This window comes from Sphingopyxis sp. UBA6723, from assembly GCF_002454115.1.
Taxonomy (GTDB): Bacteria; Pseudomonadota; Alphaproteobacteria; order Sphingomonadales; family Sphingomonadaceae; genus Sphingopyxis.
Genome location: NZ_DKIH01000010.1, coordinates 97,056 through 112,849, shown reverse-complemented (window position 1 = coordinate 112,849; position 15,794 = coordinate 97,056). Strand labels below are relative to the sequence as shown.

The 15,794-nt window shown below is 63.1% G+C and carries 13 protein-coding genes; 7 read left to right on the top strand and 6 right to left on the bottom strand.

Going from position 1 to position 15,794, the window contains the following annotated elements; genetic code table 11:
• Window positions 1-147 precede the first annotated feature (147 nt).
• The 6 genes from B4F07_RS09040 to B4F07_RS09015 form a co-directional block, all read right to left on the bottom strand.
• Entirely contained in the window at window positions 148-675 is a 528-nt protein-coding gene (locus tag B4F07_RS09040; RefSeq protein WP_293701356.1) for an alpha/beta hydrolase, read from the bottom strand.
• A gap of 159 nt (window positions 676-834) precedes the next feature.
• A complete protein-coding gene (locus tag B4F07_RS09035) occupies window positions 835-1,980 on the bottom strand; it encodes a 12-oxophytodienoate reductase (protein WP_293701358.1) in 1,146 nt (381 codons plus the stop codon).
• Complete coding sequence (locus B4F07_RS09030) at window positions 1,977-2,783, bottom strand: alpha/beta fold hydrolase (protein WP_293701360.1); 807 nt, start codon at window positions 2,781-2,783, stop codon at window positions 1,977-1,979. The genes B4F07_RS09035 and B4F07_RS09030 overlap by 4 nt, the downstream gene beginning before the upstream one ends.
• 8 nt (window positions 2,784-2,791) lie before the next feature.
• Window positions 2,792-3,259 carry a nuclear transport factor 2 family protein gene (locus B4F07_RS09025; protein ID WP_293701362.1) on the bottom strand — a complete coding sequence of 156 codons (468 nt, stop codon included), beginning with the start codon at window positions 3,257-3,259 and terminating at the stop codon, window positions 2,792-2,794.
• A 25-nt stretch (window positions 3,260-3,284) separates the two neighbouring features.
• The gene (locus B4F07_RS09020) at window positions 3,285-4,577 is read right to left on the bottom strand and encodes an acyl-CoA dehydrogenase family protein (protein WP_293701364.1); all 1,293 of its coding nucleotides are present in this window, start codon (window positions 4,575-4,577) and stop codon (window positions 3,285-3,287) included.
• A 31-nt stretch (window positions 4,578-4,608) separates the two neighbouring features.
• Entirely contained in the window at window positions 4,609-5,361 is a 753-nt protein-coding gene (locus tag B4F07_RS09015; protein WP_293701367.1) for an SDR family NAD(P)-dependent oxidoreductase, read from the bottom strand.
• Between the two features lie 276 nt (window positions 5,362-5,637).
• Between B4F07_RS09015 and B4F07_RS09010 the strand changes: the two genes are divergently transcribed.
• The 7 genes from B4F07_RS09010 (at window position 5,638) to B4F07_RS08980 (ending at window position 15,148) form a co-directional block, all read left to right on the top strand.
• A complete protein-coding gene (locus B4F07_RS09010; RefSeq protein ID WP_293701369.1) occupies window positions 5,638-7,899 on the top strand; it encodes a TonB-dependent receptor in 2,262 nt (753 codons plus the stop codon).
• A gap of 47 nt (window positions 7,900-7,946) precedes the next feature.
• Window positions 7,947-8,645: an SDR family NAD(P)-dependent oxidoreductase gene (locus B4F07_RS09005; protein ID WP_293704731.1), complete on the top strand. Its 699-nt coding sequence runs from the start codon at window positions 7,947-7,949 to the stop codon at window positions 8,643-8,645.
• On the top strand, window positions 8,633-9,664 hold the full coding sequence (locus B4F07_RS09000; protein WP_293701374.1) for a phosphotransferase family protein: 1,032 nt from the start codon (window positions 8,633-8,635) through the stop codon (window positions 9,662-9,664). Before B4F07_RS09005 ends, B4F07_RS09000 begins: the two co-directional genes overlap by 13 nt.
• The gene (locus B4F07_RS08995; RefSeq protein ID WP_293701825.1) at window positions 9,664-11,295 is read left to right on the top strand and encodes a long-chain-fatty-acid--CoA ligase; all 1,632 of its coding nucleotides are present in this window, start codon (window positions 9,664-9,666) and stop codon (window positions 11,293-11,295) included. Before B4F07_RS09000 ends, B4F07_RS08995 begins: the two co-directional genes overlap by 1 nt.
• On the top strand, window positions 11,292-11,996 hold the full coding sequence (locus B4F07_RS08990) for a TetR/AcrR family transcriptional regulator (RefSeq protein ID WP_293701375.1): 705 nt from the start codon (window positions 11,292-11,294) through the stop codon (window positions 11,994-11,996). The genes B4F07_RS08995 and B4F07_RS08990 overlap by 4 nt, the downstream gene beginning before the upstream one ends.
• Before the next feature lie 263 nt (window positions 11,997-12,259).
• Window positions 12,260-13,417, top strand: coding sequence for a CaiB/BaiF CoA transferase family protein (locus tag B4F07_RS08985; RefSeq protein WP_293701377.1), 1,158 nt, complete (start codon window positions 12,260-12,262; stop codon window positions 13,415-13,417).
• A 57-nt stretch (window positions 13,418-13,474) separates the two neighbouring features.
• Window positions 13,475-15,148 (top strand): flavin-containing monooxygenase, encoded by a 1,674-nt coding sequence (locus B4F07_RS08980; protein ID WP_293701380.1) that lies wholly within the window; start codon window positions 13,475-13,477, stop codon window positions 15,146-15,148.
• Window positions 15,149-15,794: the final 646 nt, after the last annotated feature.

Below are 15,794 nucleotides of genomic sequence, written 5' to 3'. Positions count from 1 at the left end.
AGTGGCGTCGCGGCCTGACCCGTCGCGTCCGCTGTTGATCTGACCGGAAAAACCGGTCGAAGACTGGCGATTATCGGAGGTAGGCGAGACCTGTCGGTCCCGCCTACCGGCGCCCTGCCACCGGGGGAAAGGAAGGGCGCAAGTCCGTTATTTGGATTTGCGCGAAGCTACCTGTGCAGCTTGGTCGATCACGTCCGCGACGACTTTCGGCTGGGTCATGAAGACGGCGTGACTGGCAGCAACCTCGGTGACCTTGGCGCCCATGCGCTTCGCCATATGCTGGAGCATACGCTGATCGAATGCCTTGTCGTCGGTCGCGATCACCGCCCAACTCGGCTTGCTGCGCCAGGCGGCCTGAGTCAGCGTCGTGCCGAAGGCCGACATGTTGATGGGGACCTGCGAGTCGCGCATAAACGCTGCATCGCTATCGGTCGTATCCGCCGCGAACCCGGCCTTGAACTTCGCGAGATCGATGAAGCCGAAACCGTCGCTCTGGGTGTCGATAACGAACTCGGGCGGTGTAACGAACCCCTGATATTGCTGCGCGGTTGTCTCGCCGGTATCGGGGGAGAGCGCGGACACATAGACGAGGCCCGCTACCTTTGAGTCGACCCCGGCTTCGGTGATGACCGTGCCGCCCCAGCTATGGCCGACGAGGATGGCTGGCCCGTCCATCCGAGCGATCGCGCGCTTTTACCTTGCGATAGCTCTCGCGGGCGCTTGCGCCACGACCTGGCAAAATCCTTTATCATCCGGCCGGGCGATCGGGCGGCTTCCGCATGCTGACTTTCGACGACGCGCAGATCGAACGTCTGGCCTTGCCCAACATCGATATCAATCATGCTCATATTGTTTGAGCGCCGTTGCGCGGTCATATGGGGTCAGTTCTTCGAAGCGGCGTTGCTCGACCTTTTCGAGCCAGTTGGGATCGGCGAGGAGCACGCGGCCCAGCGCCACTAGGTCGAATTCGCCGCGCTCGTACATCGCCGCCAGATCTTCCAGCCGTCCCAGCATCGGCGAGGAAATACCTTCGACAAAATCCTGCATCAGATCGCGGTCCATGCCGATTGACCCGACGGTGATCACGGGCTTGCCAGTGACTTCCTTGATCCAGCCGCCGAGATTCTTTGGATCGCCCGCATATTCGGGTTCCCAGAAGCGGCGCTGCGAGGCGTGGAAGATGTCGACGCCCGCACGCACCAGCGGGTCGAGCCAGCGGTGCATTTCGTCGGGATCGCGCGCCAGTTTCACGTCATAATCGTAGGTTTTCCACTGCGACACGCGGAAGATGATCGCAAAATCCTCACCGACTGCGGCGCGGCAGGCGGCAACCACTTCGGCGGCGAAGGTGGCGCGGTCGGCGATGTCCGGGCCGCCATAGCGATCGCTGCGCAGGTTGGTCTTGTCCCAAAAGAACTGGTCGAAGATATAGCCATGCGCGCCGTGAAGCTCGATCGCGTCGCATCCGATAGCCTTGGCCGCGCGCGCCGATTCGGCGAAGGCAGCAACGGTATCGGCGATGTCGCGATCGGTCATCGCGCGGCCGCCCGGCACATCGGGGCCGGCAAATCCCGACGGGCTGACCAGCGGCGCGTGCGGCGAGTCAGGATAGTTGAAGTCGGCGCAGCCGCCGACGTGCCATAATTGCGGGACGAACATGCCGCCTTCGGCATGGACGGCGTCGACCGCGCCTTTCCAGGCGGCGAGAGGGGTTTCGCCAGCGAAGATCGGTACGGTGTCGGCGGAGACGGTGTGATCGATCGCAACGCCGGTGCCCTCGGTGATGATTGTGCCGATCCCCGCAGCGGCGCGGCGGCGATAATATTCGGCGCCGTCGTCGGTCAGCACCCCGCCGGGCGCGAAATAGCGCGACATCGGCGCCATGCAGAAGCGGTTCGGCGCCTTGAGCGACTTGCACGTGAAGGGCGCGTGCAACGGGGCGAGCAGGGCAGCGAGATCGTCGAGCGGCGCGGTGGTCATCGGGCAAGCTTCCTGACAAATGCGAGCAACGCCTCGTTATAGGCCGAGGGGTTTTCCAGTTGGGGCGAGTGGCCGGTGTCCATCGTGAGCAGCGTGCCGTTCGCGGCGCAATTCGCGGCAAATCCCGCGATCGCCGGATCGGCGATGGTATCGTTCGCGCCGCCGATCGACAGCACCGGAAAGGCGAAGGATGCCAGCAGGTCGCGCTGGTCGAGCGTTGCAAGGCCGGCGAGAGTGGCGCTGGCGCGCGGGCCGGTGGCGAGGAAACCGCGCTCGACCCAGCCGATCATCGCCTCGCTCGCGCCTTCGCCCGATGCCCCTTCGGCGAGGGCGCGGAAAAAGCCGGGGCGGTCGGCAGTGATCGCGGCGCCGATGCCGAGCACGTCCTCGGGCATTCCGCCGTGCGGAAAACCGTCGCCTTGCACATAGCGCGGCGATGCACCGCAGGTGAGGATCAGGCCGGCGACCCGATCGCCAAGTAGCTCGGCGGCCGCGACAGCGACGGCGCCGCCGAGCGACCAGCCGTTCAGCGCGACGCGCGATGCGCCGCAGCGATCGACGATCGCCGCGACATCGCGCGCGATGGCGCCGATCGACATATCGGCAAAGTCGCGGTCGGAGCGGCCGCAGCCGCGGTGATCGACGACGATTGCGCCATGGCCGTCCGCCAGCAGGGCTTCGATCGCCGAGGCCCAATAATCGCCCGACATGCCCCAGCCGTGGATCAGTACGACCGGCAATTGGGGCGCGCGGTGGTGCTCATAATAGACGCGGCCGCCGTCATCGGTTTCGAGATACGCCATGAATGCTCCTATTGCGGGGCGGACAATGTCACGCCGGGCAGCGGGTTGAAGTGGTACATCTTCACCTTGCGGTGCGCGATCTTCCAGACGCCGTCGCGCCGCTCGAAGGTATCGAAATAGCTCGCGCTCACCGTTTGTGCTTGTCCGTCTGAGGTCGTGCCGATGCAGTCGACGTCGCACATGCCGGTCGCGCGGTCGTTGCCTTCGAAGGCGACAACGAGATTGGTGGTGAAGTGGCTCGATGCACGCCAGGCAGGCCAAAGAATTTCCTTGGTCACATGCGCGATGCCCTCGCTGGCTTCGAATTTTCCAAAGGGCGGGCCGATGTCCCACACCGCGTCGGGCCACCAGATCGCGCTGAAGCGGTCCCAGTCGTGCTTGTCAAAGCCATGGCAATAATCGCTGACCAGGTCGTGCATCGCAAAGCGGCTTTCGACGCGGTCGAGACGCTGTTCAAGGTCGGTGGGTTCGGTCATGTCGGGCTCCTTGCGCGGTCGTGCGTCAATCGAGGTAGGCAGCAAATTTCTCGCGCGCAGCGGCGAGCTGCGCCGGCACATGATAGCTGGGGAAAGGGCCATCGAACGGGATGACGTCGCGCAAGATGTCCTTGGCGACGCCGATCTTGTGGACCTCGGTCGGGCCGTCGACGATCCCCATTTCCGGGACATATTGCCACATGTCCATCAGCGGGGTTTCGTTCGACATGCCGAGCGAGCCGTGGAGATGGAGCGCGCGATAGATGACGTCTTTCAGCACGCCGGGCATCGCCGCCTTGATCGCGCTGATTTCACGGCGCACCGGACGCGTATAGCTTTTGTCGCGGTCGAGCAGCCAGGCGGCGTAGAGGACGTGCAGCCGGAATTGCAGAATCTGGGTGTAGCTGTCGGCAATCTTTTCCTGGACCATCTGCTTGTCGGCCAGGCGTTCGCCCTTGGTGGTGCGGCTGACGACACGTTCCTTCATATAGTCCATCGCCTTGTTCAGCATGCCAACAGTGCGCATTGCATGATGGATGCGGCCGCCGCCAAGCCGCGACTGCGCGACCTTGAAGCCTTCGCCGACCGGGCCGAGTCGGCTTGCCTCGGGCACGCGGCAATTGGTGAACCTCAGATAGCCGTGCACGCCGCTGCCGATCTCGTCTTTCGGACCCACCGCAGTGTTGCGGACGATCTCCAGCCCCGGGGTGCCCTGCGGGACGATCAGCATCGTCGAGCCGTTATGCACCGGAACTTCGGGGTCGGTAATGACCATGACGATCAGGAATTCGGCGATGCAGGCGTGGCTGGCGAACCATTTTTCGCCATTGATGATCCATTCGTCGCTATCGAGATGCGCCTGACAGGTGAATTCACCAGGATCGGCGCCCGCCTGCGGTTCGGTCATCGAATAGCAGGAGACGATCTCGCCATCGAGCAGCGGTTGGAGATACTTTGCTTTTTGTTCGGTAGTACCGAAGCGCGCAAGGATTTCGGCGTTGCCGGTGTCGGGCGCCTGCGTTCCGAATACGACCGGGGCAAATCTGCTTCGTCCGAGGATTTCGTTCATGAGGCCAAGCTTGACCTGGCCAAATCCCGCGCCGCCGAGTTCCGGGCCGAGATGACAGGCCCACAGGCCTCGATCTTTGACGATTTGCTGGAGCGGTCGCATGATCCTGCGCGCCTTGCCCGCCGGATCAAATGGGTCTGCTGGCCCGCGAAATACGAGGTCGAGCGGCTCGACCTCCTCGCGCACAAACGCGACCATCCAGTCGAGTTCGGCCTGAAATTCGGGGTCGGTCGAAAAATCCCAAGCCATCAGCGGTTCTTCCTTGCGCGCGCGGCCACAATCATTGTCCCGCGTACCAGGCGCCATCGACCCACAGTTCGGCCCCGGACACATATTTGGCTTCATCCGATGCGAGGTAGAGGCTGGCGTAGGCGATATCCATTGGATCGCCGACGATGCCCATCGGAATCGAGGCCTTGATCGCGGCATCCTGTTCGGGGGTGATGTCACCCAGGATCGGGGTCTTGATCTGGCCGGGAAAGATGGTGTTGACGCGAATGCCCTGCTTGGCAAATTCGAGCGCCCCGGCCTTTCCCATCACGCGCACCGCCGCTTTCGAGGCGTGGTAGGAGATGGCGTTCGGGCTGCCGATGAGGCCATAGAGCGAGCTGATATTGACGATGGCCGCGTTGCCGGAGGCGAGCAGGGCCGGGGCGGCGGCTTTCATCCCCAGAAACACCGCGGTCTGGTTGATCGCGATCATGCGGTCCCAACCTTGCTGCGTTTCATCGACGATCCCGCCGGGGTGGAAGATGCCCGCATTGTTGACCAGCGTCGTCAACTGGCCGAAGCGCGCGACGGCATCGGCAACGGCCCTGTCCCAATTGCCGGAATCGGTCACGTCGAGGTGGATGAAGGCCGCCTTGCCGCCTTCGCTGGTGATCGCGGCGACGACCGCATGGCCCTTTTCCGCCTGCACATCGCCGATCAGCACCGACGCGCCCTCGCGTGCATACAGAATCGCTTGCGCTTCGCCCAGACCGCTCGCGCCGCCCGAGATCAACGCCGACTTACCGTCCAGCCGGCCTGCCATTATGCTCTCTCCCAATCCGTTTTTATCGTTACGAATCTTGTTGCACACTTACTAGATGAGAACAAGCAAGAATGTTATGGACCGTTTGGATACCATTTAAAATACAGATGAATCATATGGATAGATTGACATTGGCGTAACCATCACTGGCGCTGAATAAAATTTGCTTGTCGAAAGCAAGCAAGTGCGTCAATCTGTCCTCGGAGCGTGACTCGCAACAGATGCACACCGCATTCGCGAGAAAATCATACGCCCGTCGATGGGAGAGAAATGATCATGACCGATCGCGTCAAAACCGCGAGCCTGCTCGCTACCGCTGCAATGATAATCTGTCCGGCATCGGCCGCGAGCGCGCAGGACGCGAGCGGCGAGACCTCGGCGGCATCGTCGGGCGGACTCGAAGAAATTGTCGTTACCGCGCGCAAGCGCGAAGAAAGCATGCAGGACGTGCCGGCGTCGATCAGCGCGCTGTCGGCCGGCGAGCTCGACCGGCGTTTCGATTCCGACGTCCGCGACTTCGCCGATTCCTCGCCCAACATTGTCATCGACGATACCCAGCAGGGGCCGGGCGGCGTGGCCGCCGTCTACATTCGCGGTATCGGTGTCGCCGATGTCGAAAAATCGGTCGATCCGGCGGTCGGCGTGGTGTTCGACGATGTGTATATCGGTCAAAGCTCGGGTAGCTTGCTGAAAGCAATCGACATCGACCGGGTCGAAGTGCTGCGTGGCCCGCAAGGGACGCTGTTTGGGCGCAATGCCACCGGCGGCGTTATCAACCTCGCCCGTTCGCGCCCGACCTATGACCTGACCGGCAAGGCGCGGCTGACTTATGGGCGGTTCGACACCTGGAAGATCGAAGGCGTTGCCAGCACCGGATTGTCCGAGAATGTCGCGGTCAAGGTCAGCGGCGCTTATGAAAAGTCCGACGGCTATATCTATAACCGCGTTCAGGACCAGCCCGGCCAGCGCTCGAAATTCTATGCCTTGTCGGCTGCGTTGCTGTTCGAGCCGACCGACAATCTCGACATCCAGCTGAGTTACGACCATCAGAAAACACGGCAGGATCCGCCGCAGCTGTTAGCGGTCAACCGGCCGACCGACCTGTTCTGCGTCGCTTACGCGCAATGCTCGCCGTCGCCGGGCGAGCCGACTTCAGGCGATCGCTATGTCAGCGTTTCGGACGGGCGGCTGGAGCGCAATGCGACGTTCAAGCTCGACATGGCGATCGCCAAGGCGACCTATGACGTCGGATCCGACATGCAGGTCGATTATATTTTCGGCTGGCTGAAAACCGACGAGGAAATCAACCAGGATTTCGACGCCGGACCGCAGACGCTTTATCACACCGACCGGCCTGCGCGCTGGCGCCAGACGACTAATGAGCTGCGCCTGACGAAGGGCGGAACTGGTCCGCTGAGCTTCGTGCTTGGCGCCTATTTCTGGGATTCGCGTTATACGATCAATCTCAAAAACTATATCGGCTTTGCTGGACCGCCGCTGCTGACCAGCGCGCAGGACGTGACGCAGACGAACAAGTCGTGGGCGATTTATGGCGAAGGCGACTACGAACTGTTCGACAAGCTGACGCTGACCGTCGGCGCGCGTTATACGAAGGACAAGAAGTCCAGCATCGTCAACGATCTGCCGGTCTTAATCTATGGCACCACGGTCGAAGCGAACCCGATTGCAACGCTTCCGGGTTCGATTGTCATGGCCGCTCCGGTCAAGGAGAGCTGGAAGAAATTCACCCCGCGTGTTTCGCTCCGCTACGAACTGACCGACGAAGCGATGGTCTATGCCTTGTGGTCGCGCGGCTATCGCGGTGGCGGATTCAACGGACGCCCCGCAACGCTTGGCGCGGCGACGATCCCCTATGATCCCGAAACGCTCGACAATTACGAGGCCGGTTTCAAGACCGAGTTCGCTGGCGGGCGCGTGCGCCTGAACGGCGCGGCGTTCCTGATGAAATACAAGGATATGCAGCAGGATCTGGACGTTCCGGCGCCCGGCACATCGACGGGCCGCGAGAACCGCACGATCAACGCTTCTTCGGCGGAGTTCAAGGGGGTTGAACTCGACCTGACCGCGCGCCTCTTCGATGGTTTCACGCTCAGCGGTAACATGGGCTATCTCGATGCGAAATATAAGGATTTCTTCGGCGACATCTACAGCACCGGCACCCCCGTCGATGCCTCGTTCCTGAAGATCCGCCGAGCGCCGAAATGGACCTGGAGCCTGGGCGGGATTTACGAGGCCGACATCGGCAGCAATGCGTCGGCATGGATTGCGGGTGATGTTCATTATATCGGGGGGCACGAGATCACCTTCCTCAACAACCCGAACCTGCGCAACAGCGGCCAATATCTGGTCGACGCGTCGATCAACGCGCGGTTCAACCAGACGACGGTCAGCCTGTTCGGCAAGAATCTGGCGAACGAAAAGGGTTGGACGATCGGCTATGACGTGCAGGGCGTTTGGAGCTACGCCGCGCCGCGGCCGCGGCGGACGTGGGGCATTGCCCTGACCCAGGCCTTCTGAGCAGGGCCGGGATGACGACATCGTCGACACCTGAGTCACGCCGATGGGTGGTCACCGGAGCATCGCGAGGCCTGGGCCTCGCGATCGCTCGGCTGGCCGCCAGCAGGGGGGACCGCGTTGCCCTGATTGCGCGGGGTGACAACATTGATGTCCAGGCGAAGGCGATCGGCGGCGAGGCCATCGGGCTGGTCGCCGACGTGACCGATCCGGCATCGGTCACCGACGCATGCGCGCGGGTTGCCGAACAATGGGGCGGCATCGATGTCCTGATCAACAATGCCGGTCTTCATCGCGGCGGTTTGCTTGGCTCGCTGTCGCAGGATGATTGGCAGGCGGTGCTCGATACCAACCTGTCAGGCCCTCTCAACTTCGTTCGCGCCGTCTTGCCACATATGGGTGAAGGGGGATCGATCGTGAATATCGGCGCGGTCGTCGGGCTGCGCGGCTTTGCCGGCGACGCCGCTTATGGAGCGTCAAAAGCCGGACTGGCCGGGCTGACGCAAGTGCTGGCGGTCGAGCTGGCGCGGCGCGGTCTGCGGGTCAATCTGGTCATCCCGGGCATGATTTCGACCGAAATGACGGCGGGGATACCGGCGCGCGCCAAGGCCAAGCTGGTGGCCAGCATTCCGCTCGGTCGCGAAGGCACGGCCGAGGAGCTGGCCGATGTCGTCTGGTGGGTCGCGGGGTCGCCCTATATGACCGGTTCGATCATCTCGAACGACGGCGGCCTGCTGTGCAGATTGTGAGCGATCCGGCCGAGCGGTTCGCCCGCTGGCTGGACCGTCAAGCCGGGATTGCCAACGCGCGCATCGTCCGACCGCTGACCGGCGGTAACGCCAATGTTACGAGCCTCGTGGAAACGGCGAGCGGTCCCATGGTTCTGCGCCATCCGCCCGCCGACACGGTGTCGGACCTTGCCGGTGCAGGCATCGCGCGCGAATTTCGTTTCATCTCGGCGATCGCGGGCAAGGCGCCGGTGGCCGAGCCGATCCTCTTCTGCGACGATCTCGCGGTGCTCGGCGCGCCGTTTTCGCTGACCCGCTTTGTGAGCGGGACGGCGATCACCGATACGCTGCCATCCGCCTATCCGGACAGTGTCGATACGCTCGACGCGGTCGGTCACGCGCTGATCGACGCGCTCGCCAGCGTTCACGCGATCGCGCCGGTCCCCGCTGAACTTGGCGATGCCGACAAGGCGCGGACGTTTGTTGTGCGCCAGATCGAGCGCTGGCGCGCGGTGCGATCGGCGCACGCGGTGCGCGATCTGCCGCTGATCGAAACGCTCGGCGCCTGGCTTGCGGCGAATGCGCCGCCGCCCGAAGCGGTGCGTATCGTCCACTGCGACTATCACCTCGACAATGTGCTGATGGATCCCGTTGTGCCGGAAGTCAGGGCGATCCTCGATTGGGAAATGGCGACGCTGGCCGATCCGCTGGTCGATGTCGGGCTGGTCACTGCAATGTGGAACCGCGATGAAAGCCTGCCGCTCGGTTTCGGCTTCGTCCAGCGCGTGTCGAACGTACCCGGCGTGATCGACGGCACCGGTCTGGCGCAGCGCTGGACGCGTGCGACGGGTCTTTCAATCGATCATCTCGGCTATTTTCAGGCTTTCGCGCTCTGGCGCCTCGCGGCGATCGTCGAGGGCGCTTATGTGCTGTTTCGCGAAGGGCAAGTCGACGGGGCGTATGAGCGCGGGCTTGAGCAGGATGTCCCGGCGCTGCTCGACGCGGCATGGCGGATCGCGGCGCGCGAGGGGATGGCGTGATGGACGCGACCATGATGCACGAGCCGCTGGGCACCGCGACGATCTTTGCGCACGGCGAACATATCCACGCGGCCAGCCGCATCGGGCTGTTCGACGGCGAGCAGGTGACATGGCGCAGCTATGCGGAGACGGCCGAGCGCGCGCGCCGTCTTGCCGCGGCGTTGCGGGCCGCGGGCGTTGGGACAAACACCCGCGTCGCAACGCTCAGCTGGAATGATTTTGCCCATTTTGAGGCCTATCTGGCGGTCCCGGCGATGGGCGGGGTGCTCCACACGCTCAACCTGCGGCTGCATCCCGATCAGCTGCGTTACATCATGGCCGATGCCGAAGACGCTTTCCTGATCGCCGACGGCAGCTTGCTGGCTGGGTTGGTTCCGCAGATCAATTCGCTGGAAACATTGGCGCAAATCATTGTCACTGGGGACACCGAAGGGCTGTCGGGGCTTGCGAAGCCCTGGGCCGCTTATGAGGCGTTCATTGCCGATCACGGGCCGATCGCCGATTTTCCGGACGTGGACGAAACCGCCGCCGCGGCAACCTGTTACACGTCGGGAACGACGGGCGATCCCAAGGGCGTCGTTTATTCGCACCGCACGATATTCCTCCACAGCCTCGCGTCGATGGCCGCCAACGCCTTTGCCCTCAGCGACCGCGACACGATCCTGCTGCTGCCGCCGATGTTTCATGCCAATGCGTGGGGGCTGCCCTATTCGGGTTGGCTCGCGGGCGCCGATTTCGTGCTGCCGGGTCCGCATTTACAGCCCCAGTCCATTCGCCAGATGATCCGCGCCACCGCGCCGACCTTTACCGCGACCGTGCCGACCATCCTCAACGACCTGTTGCGCGCCGACGCTGCTGACCCGGTGGATATGACCAGCTTCCGTGTCATCGTGGCGGGCGGATCGGCGGTTTCGGAAGGGCTGATCGCTGATGTCGAGCGCCGCTGGGCCATACCGTTGATCCAGGGCTGGGGCATGACCGAGACCAGCCCGCTGTGCGTCCTGTCGCATCCCCCCGCCGATGTTGCGCCCGAAGAGGCGCGCCATTTGCGCGCCAAAAGCGGGCGTCCGGTTGCCGGGGTCCGGGTGCGGCTGGTTGACGATCAGGGCAAGCCGGTCGCCGAAGATGGCAAGAGCGTCGGGCGGTTGCAGCTGCGCGGCGCATGGATCGCGCGCGGCTATCACCGCGGCGCGGGCGCGGGTGTGCTGACCGACGACGGCTGGCTCGACACCGGCGATGCCGGGACGATCGACGCGCGCGGCTATGTCCAGGTCACCGACCGGCTGAAGGATCTGATCAAGTCGGGCGGCGAATGGATTCCTTCGGCCGAGCTGGAGAACCATGTTGCCAGTCTGCCCGGCGTCGATCTTGCCGCGGTGATCGGCGTTGCCGATCCGCGCTGGGAGGAAAGACCGCTGGCGATCGTTACCACGCCCCACGGCATTCCCCCCGATTTCGCGCGTCTGCGATCGGCCTTGCAGGGGCAGGTCGCGCGCTTCTGGATTCCCGAATATTGGGCGCATGCCGACACGCTGCCATTGACCAGCGTCGGCAAGATTGACAAGCAGGCGCTGCGCGCGGCCGTCGCGACGGGCAAAACGGCTTTTGAAAGGATTGATGAATTTTCATGAACGCGCCGTCGTCGATGAAAGGCAAGGCCTCGCTGCGTGAGGTGACGGAGGTCCATCCCACGCCCGCCAAGGTTCGCGCCAAGCCGCGCGCCGTTCGCCGCACACAGGCCGAACGCACCGCGCTGTCGGACGCGCGGATGTTCGACGCGGCGATGCAGTTAATTATCGAGCAGGGAACGCACGCGACCACGCTGAAGGAAGTGGGCGAGCGGGCCGGTTATTCGCGCGGCTTGGCGTCGAGCCGTTTCGGATCGAAGGACGCATTGTTTGGCCAGTTGGTGCTGCACTTCAACACCAGCTGGACGCGCGAACTGGCGAACAAGGTCGGGACGCGCGGCGGTGCCCAAGCGTGTCTGGCCGCCTTGCGCGCGGTCGAGGGCTTTCTGGCGAGCCACTCCGGTTACATGCAGGCAATGTATATCCTGTGGTTTGAATCGATCAGCTCGCACAATGACGTGCGCGACCATCTTGCCGCCTATCATGAGATTTATCGCCGCGATGTCGCCCATTGGGTCGAGGAGGGCATCGCCAGCGGCGAGATCGACGCAGGGGTCGACGCCGAATGCTACGCTTTCGGCTTCTGCAGCTTCATCTTTGGGACGATCTATCAATGGCTTGTCGCGTCCGACAGCGTCGACCTGCCAAAACAGTTCGAAGCCTTTCGCCGTTCGACCGCGAAAGCCTTTGGAATCCCGTACTGATTCTCTGTTTCAGATCGCAATAAAATCGACAAAACCAACAGCTTACATGCCAGTTTTTGTGCTTGATTTTATATTTGCTAGACGCTAGCAAGTAAATAGTGAGATGCCGATGACGGCACCCTGAAATGTGGGAGAGTTGGCTTGGCAAAGGCTGTCGATCCGCCGCGGCTGCGGAGCATGTGGAGCCATTTGGCCGCCGTGCTGGCACCGATGCGGGCTGCTTGGCGCTGGCCGGAATCTCGCATTTTCGAAAAGCAGAACGGATGACAGGCCCGGATCGCATCGACGGCGGTCTATTGCGACCGGTGCTCGACGGAGTGCGCGTAATCGAACTGGCGGGGATCGGCCCCGCGCCCTTCTGCGCCATGATGCTCGCCGACCATGGCGCGGAGGTCATCCGGATCGACCGACCCGGCGGCAGCGACCCGCTGGCGCAGGATCAGCGGCGCGATGTGCTGCTGCGTTCGCGGCGCTCGATCACACTCGACCTGAAGCAGCCCGAGGCGGTCGAGATCGTGGCCAGGCTGGTCGAAACCGCCGACGGCCTGATCGAAGGGTTCCGGCCCGGCGTCGTCGAGCGACTGGGGCTTGGTCCCGACATCCTGATGCAGCGCAATCCGGCGCTGGTGTATGGGCGGATGACCGGTTGGGGGCAGGATGGCCCCTTGTCCGACAAGGCGGGCCACGACCTCAATTATATCTCGATCAACGGCTGCCTAGGCGCGCTGGGGTCGGATGGTACGCCGCCACCGCCGCCGCTGAACCTGATCGGCGACTATGGCGGCGGCGGCATGATGCTGGCCTTCGGCTTTGTGGCGGCGCTGCTCGCGGCGCGGCAGAGCGGCGAGGGGCGGGTGATTGATTGCAGCATGGCCGAGGGATCGGCGGCGTTGATGGCCGGCATGTGGTCGCTGACGCACAATGGGATGTGGGACAAGGGACGCGGCCAGAACCTACTCGACGGGGGCGCGCCCTTTTACGCCTGCTATGCCTGCGCCGACGGAGGCTTCGTCGCGATCGGCGCGATCGAGGCGCAATTTTACGCGCGGCTGGTGGAGGCGCTGGGCCTGGTCGGCGACCCGCTGTTTGCCGCGCAGCACGATCACGCGCGATGGCCCGCGATGAAGGCGCGGCTGGCCGAAATTTTCGCGTCGGCCCCGCGGGCGAGCTGGACCGATCAATTGTTGCATCGCGACTGCTGTTACACCGAAGTGCTGACGATGGCCGAGGCGCCGATGCACGATCACAACCGGGCGAGGGGCAGCTATTTGGAGGCCGATGGCTGGATACAGCCGCATCCAGCGCCGCGCTTTGCCGGCACCCGGGTCGTCGCCCCCCGGATGTGGCAGCGCGATTCCGATCGCACACAAATTCTCGCCGAGATCGGGGTCGCCGATCCCGATCGCGTGGTCACCGAATAGACGCTTTGACGGAAAATGGCGGGCGCCAGCCAAGGTGCCGTCAGGATATTGGAGAGTATGATGACGACGACGAACGCAGATGCCAGCGTGACTGCCGAAAATCGCGCAGGCCGACCCGCCCTAGACTATGACGCGATCGTCATCGGCGCCGGTTTTGCCGGGCTGGCGCTGATCCATTATCTGCGCAAGGAGGGGCTCAACGTCCGCGTGTTCGACCGCGCATCGGACATTGGCGGCACCTGGACCTGGAACCGTTACCCGGGCGCGGCCACCGATAGCGAAAGCTATTATTACTGCCTTACCTTTTCGCCAGAGTTGCTGCAGGAATGGTCGTGGTCGAAGCGCTATCCGGGCCGCGAGGAGACGCAAAATTACATGCGGTTCGTCGCCGACAAATGCGACATGTGGCCGCACATCCAGTTCAACACCGAAATTGTCGAGGCGGAGTATCTGGAATCGCTTGGCTGCTGGCAGGTCAAAACCGTCGACGGCGACGTTTATCGCTGCAAATATTTCATCAGCGGGATGGGGATGATTTCGGAACCGATGATTCCAAACATCCCCGGCATGGACCGCTTCAAGGGACCGATATTTCATTCCTCGCGCTGGCCGCACGAAGGGCTGGATTATGCGGGCAAGAAGGTCGGCATTATTGGCGCGGGCGCGACCACCGTGCAGATGCTGCCCGTCGTGGCGGAAACCGCAGGCAGCGTGACGGTGTTTCAGCGCACCCCCAATTATGTCCTGCCTGCCATGCAGAAAGAGATGACGCCCGAGTGGGAAAAGGAGATCAAGGACAACTACCCGGCGATTGTCGCCAAGTGCCGCAATCATGTGTTCGGCATGGCGTTCGACAGCCCGGTCGGACGCAACGTGATCGACACGCCGCCCGAGGAACGGCAGCGCATCTTTGAGGAAAACTGGACCGGCAGTTTCCGCTGGGTTTTCGAAACCTTCGATGACCTGCTCGCCAGTCCCGAAGCCAATCGGATGGCGGGCGACTTCATCGCTGCCAAGATGCGCGAACGGGTCAAGGACCCCGCGCTCGCCGACCTGCTGACGCCGAGCTTCGACGATTATCCTCTGTTCGCCAAGCGCCCGCCGCTCGATCACGGCTATTTCGAAGCCTTCAATCGCGACAATGTGCATCTGGTTGACATCAAGAAGCGCGAACCGCTGGTCGAGATCACCGAGACCGGGGTGCGCACCACGCTGAACGATTATGAATTCGACATCATCGTGTTGGCGACGGGCTTCAAGGCCTATACCGGCGCGCTCGAAGCCTTTCCGATCCGCGGCGAAGGCGGCCAGACGCTGCGCGAAAAATGGCAGGTGCAATCGTCGTCGATCATGGGGGTGTGCGTCGCTGGTTTCCCCAACATGTTTGTCGTCACCGGTCCGCAGGCGCCGTTCGCCAACCTGCCGACGTCGATCGAGCAGAATGCGATCTGGATCTCGCGCTGCGTCGCGAAGATGGAACGCGAGGGGCTGGATGTGTTCGAGCCGCGTGAAGAGGCGGAGCAGGAATGGACCGCCGCGACTGCGAACATCCATGGTCAGACGCTGATGGCCGAAGGCGACAAGGTCAATTCCTGGATGATGGGCGCCAATCGCGACGACAAAGGTGCGCGCGTGCTGATCTATTTCGGCGGCGCCAACCTCTATTATGACGCGCTGGACCAATCGGCGGCGGAGGGTTTTCCCGAGCTCACCTTCAAAAAACTGTCTTAGGGGGGCGGGCGCCGCGTCGCAGCACCAGCTTGCCTTTGGTGCGGCTCGTCAAATGGAATAGTCGGCAGCGGTCGCAGCGATAGGGGCGGAGCGGGATGTCGGCGCGCTGCGCGGCTGCGAGCGCTTCCTCGCCCGATCGATAGGACTGCTTCTTTTTGCAGATGCTGAGCCTGGTACGCATGGTTCCCCCGTCGCGAAAGTTCGTGAACGACTGCGTCTGGTACAGTCGCACCGCGTCGTTAACCGCGCGGGCGTTTCCCGCTATTCCTTTCCGCTCTTTTTCGATCCCAACTTTGTCCCGCCCGTTGAACCGTTACCGATTGCAGCGTCGGCGACGACCGGCGAGGCGCGCTGGGATGATATCGACCTTCATGCCCAATCGGGACCTAAGGCGATTATCGCCTCGGCAAGGTCAGCAAGGCCTTCCCCGAACGCGCCGAATCAAAGCTTGATGGCCGTTAGCGTCGCGATGTCATGGTCCGCTTGATGCCGCCGTCGTCTCAAAAGCTGACCAGCTGCCAGCGGCCGGCACCAAAGGAAGGGGAGCGGGCCAAGGCCCGCTCCCACGGGGAGGGCGCAAGCCCGCGGCCCCCGGTCAATCAAGAAACGCGGCTTGCTGGAAGCGGCGGCGTGCCGCAGCGAAGAG